Genomic DNA, 3,520 nt, shown 5'->3' with positions numbered 1-3,520 from the left:
TAACCGGCTCGTTCATGAAACGCCAGGAAATAATCATAACAATTACATAGCCAAGACCCGCAAAGGGATACGCAAAGCTTAAGTTAACCCTTGAAAGAACGATGAGCCAGACAATCGAGGATAGAAAGTAAAGGGCTAAGCCAAACAGGACATAGGGATGCAAGAATGTCTTGATAAGCATGTCTTTGTAGTAGACCAGGTCGCCGGTACCGATACGGCCGACCTGATTCATGCCGCTTTTTAGCAGCAACTGCCCGGCAATAGCGAGCGTGATACTAAATACTATCAATGCGATTGATCTTACCATCGTTCTCTCCCTGCATAATTATAAAATCAAGTATTCGCCCCATATGGCTATAGATAGCTCTATGGGGCTAGAGTCCTCTGAGCTTAAACTTGATGATCATCTTGAGATACTGGATTATCGTCCTGGATACCTTTATTTTGCTTTTGCCGACCTTCTGGTCATATTTAAGCATGAAACCCACTTCGTCGATTTTAGCACCAAGCGAGCGAAGCTTCAAAAGTATCTCGGGAGTCACCGAAAACCCCGTCTCCTGGATAAAACCATCGCCGAATTTACTAAACCCCTGCTTTATAATCTCGGCGCGGAACGCTCTATATCCGCAGGTATAATCGCGCAACCCCTTTGTTGGGAAAAATGCCGTGAGCAACGTGCCTGAGCCGCGGCTTAAAAACTTTCTGAACGACGACAGTCCCCTCTCGACGCCGCCCGGTGCAAACCTCGACGCGATAACGATATCGTTTCCCTGCCGTATTCTTTCAATCATCGGTGGCATGTAAACCGGGTCATGCGTCGCATCGCCATCGAGGGTTATAATTATATCCCCATCTGCGCTTATTTCGGCGGCTTTCTTTAAGCCTTTTGCCATCGTTCTGCCAAGACCGGCATTCGGCTGGTTCTCAAGGGGCAGAATAATATACTTAGCGGATAATTCCTTGATGATATCGGGTGTTTTGTCGGTGCTTCCGTCATCGACGACTATAATGGTGTAGGCAAACCCATTCGCCTGCGCCATATTTGCAATGCCCTCGACAAGGATGCCGAGGTTGCCTTCTTCGTTATATGCGGGTATTACGACGTAGAGCATATCTCATATCCCATCTCTTTTACATCTCTTTTAAAACCGGTGATTGGCGGGATAACTTAACCTGTATTCCTTATTAATCGTTAATCGCTATTCGCTGCTTTTCCAGAATATCGGCTATTCTTTGGCTCGCATGTCCGTCCCCATAGGGATTAACGGCGCGGGCCATTTTATTGTATTCCGCAGCATTACCCAACAAAAGCTGGGCCGCATCGACTATTTTGCCCATATCGCGCCCGACCACCCGCACGGTACCCGCCTCCACACCTTCGGGGCGCTCGGTGACCTCGCGCAACACGAGCACGGGTTTGCCGAGCGATGGGGCCTCCTCTTGTATCCCGCCCGAATCGGTCAATATAAGGTACGACTTGTCTATCAGCTGGACGAACGGTTCGTAGTCAAGCGGCTTGATTAGGTGAACGCGTTCGACGCCGCCCAGGATCTCGCGTGCCGTCTGCTGCACCAGCGGGTTTAAGTGAACGGAAAACACGACCTCGATATCGGGATTCTTCTGAGCGATTTCCTTAATCGCCCGGCATATCTGCCGTAGCGGTTCGCCCCAATTCTCCCGCCGGTGCGACGTGACTAAAATGATTCGTTTATTATCAAAATCGACCGCCTTGAGATCGGGTTGCGTGAATGTATAGCCCGGTTTAATGGTCTGGATAAGCGCATCGATAACGGTGTTTCCCGTTATATAAATGCGCTCCTCGGGTACGCCGCAGGCCAGAAGGTTCTGCTTCGACGTCTGGGTGGGCGGAAAATGGTAATCCGCAATAACGGTTGTTAGCGCCCTATTTATCTCCTCCGGGAACGGGTGGTGCTTATCAAAGGAGCGCAAACCCGCCTCGACATGGCCGACCTGCACTTTTAAGTAAAAGGCCGCGAGCGCCGCGATAAAGGTGGTCGTCGTATCGCCCTGGACAAGGATGATGTCCGGCTTTGCGTCTTCAAGAACCGGCTTTAACCCAAGCAGCGCCCTGCTCGTAATATCGAAAAGGTCTTGACCCGGTTTCATGATATCCAGGTCGTAATCGGGTTCTATCTTAAAAAGGTCGAGCACCTGGTCGAGCATCTCGCGGTGCTGAGCGGTAACCGCCACAACCGATTCAAAGCTATCGGGGCGGCGCTCCAGCTCCTTGACTACGGGGGCCATCTTGATCGCTTCGGGACGTGTCCCGAAAATAGAGAGTACTTTTAACTTATCTTGACCCATGCAAAACCTCGCATTATGCCTTAACCGGTTGTTGTCTGAAAAACTCTGCGGTACGCTCCAGCCCTTGCTGGATATCAACCTGCGGCACCCAGCCGAGTTCGTCTTTTGCCTTCTCATTGGCGAGATATGTCCGCTCAAGCTCGCCGTGCCTGACGGGATAATAGACCGCATCTTTCGCATATCCGGTGATACCTTTGAGCCGGTCAAAAAGCTCGTTAACCGACGTGCCGGTAGCCGTTCCTATGTTTATCCTCCGGTTATTCCCCTTCTCAAGCGAGAGAACATTCGCCCGCACGACATCACCTACAAACACGTAATCGCGCAGCTGCTCGCCGGTGCCGAATATCTTGACCTCGTGGTCCTTAAGCATTGCTTGGGAAAAAATAGCGATAACGCCGGCCTCACCATGGGGGTCTTGCCTGGGCCCGTAGATGTTGCCGTAGCGAAGCGCGGTGTAGTTGAGCCCGTAAAGAGCGCTAAAGCAGCTTAAGTAGTACTCCCCGGCGACCTTTGCCGCGCCGTAGGGGGCAAGCGGATCGAGCGGGGTGTTCTCGTCTGCCGGCAATACGCTCGGGTCTCCGTAAATAGCCCCACCAGAGGAAGCAAAGATGACTTTTCTTACCTCATGCTTGATACACATCTGAAGAAGGTTGATCATGCCGACGATGTTTACCTGTGCGTCATAGGCCGGGTCTACCACCGACTTTCTGACATCGATTTGCGCGGCGTGGTGGTTAAGAACATCCGGTTTTTCTTTGGCAAATACCAGCTCGACCTCGGGCGAGCGGATATCCAGTTTATAGAGACGTGCTTTGGGGTGCACGTTGCTCTCTTTTCCGCTTGAGAGATTATCGATGACGGCCACATCATGGCCCGCCTCGATATACGCATCAACGATATTAGAGCCGATAAAACCGGCCCCCCCGGTCACTACAATACGCAAAAACCCACCACCCTTTTTAATGCCGCCGTATAACTACGAAAAGCATACGCGCGGCACTGTACGATTACCGAAACTAAGTGCTTCACTTAAACCCGGATTAAGTTAAGTATATCTTAATAGAAAAACAGAAGCCAGGAGCCAGAATAAAACCATCATCTTAGAATAGTTTATCTACGCCTAGTGCCAGAACACCATAATTATTGTGTCATTCTGAGCGGAGCGAAGAATCTAGCGGGCACTCACAGACCTCTG

General features: G+C 50.8%; 4 protein-coding genes. All 4 read right to left on the bottom strand.

All coding sequences use genetic code 11. From position 1 onward, the window contains the following. A partial coding sequence (locus tag COY37_RS07270; protein WP_286977025.1) for a DMT family transporter occupies positions 1–307 on the bottom strand: 307 nt, incomplete at its 3' end. 67 nt (positions 308–374) lie between these two features. Beyond that, complete coding sequence (locus tag COY37_RS07265; protein ID WP_286677980.1) at positions 375–1,112, bottom strand: glycosyltransferase; 738 nt, start codon at positions 1,110–1,112, stop codon at positions 375–377. A gap of 73 nt (positions 1,113–1,185) precedes the next feature. Beyond that, positions 1,186–2,325, bottom strand: coding sequence for a non-hydrolyzing UDP-N-acetylglucosamine 2-epimerase (gene wecB / locus COY37_RS07260; RefSeq protein ID WP_286677981.1), 1,140 nt, complete (start codon positions 2,323–2,325; stop codon positions 1,186–1,188). A gap of 13 nt (positions 2,326–2,338) precedes the next feature. Beyond that, complete coding sequence (locus tag COY37_RS07255; RefSeq protein ID WP_286677982.1) at positions 2,339–3,268, bottom strand: NAD-dependent epimerase/dehydratase family protein; 930 nt, start codon at positions 3,266–3,268, stop codon at positions 2,339–2,341. Positions 3,269–3,520 lie beyond the last annotated feature (252 nt).

The organism is Candidatus Aquicultor secundus (assembly GCF_002791875.1).
Lineage (GTDB): Bacteria > Actinomycetota > Aquicultoria > Aquicultorales > Aquicultoraceae > Aquicultor_A > Aquicultor_A secundus.
This window is presented reverse-complemented; position numbering and strand designations above follow the sequence as displayed.

Bases quoted from the DNA above. Each gene is read 5' to 3' on its own strand.
- COY37_RS07265 (WP_286677980.1), bottom strand. From the start codon at position 1,112: ATGCTCTACGTCGTAATACCCGCATATAACGAAGAAGGCAACCTCGGC.
- wecB (WP_286677981.1), bottom strand. From the start codon at position 2,325: ATGGGTCAAGATAAGTTAAAAGTACTCTCTATTTTCGGGACACGTCCC.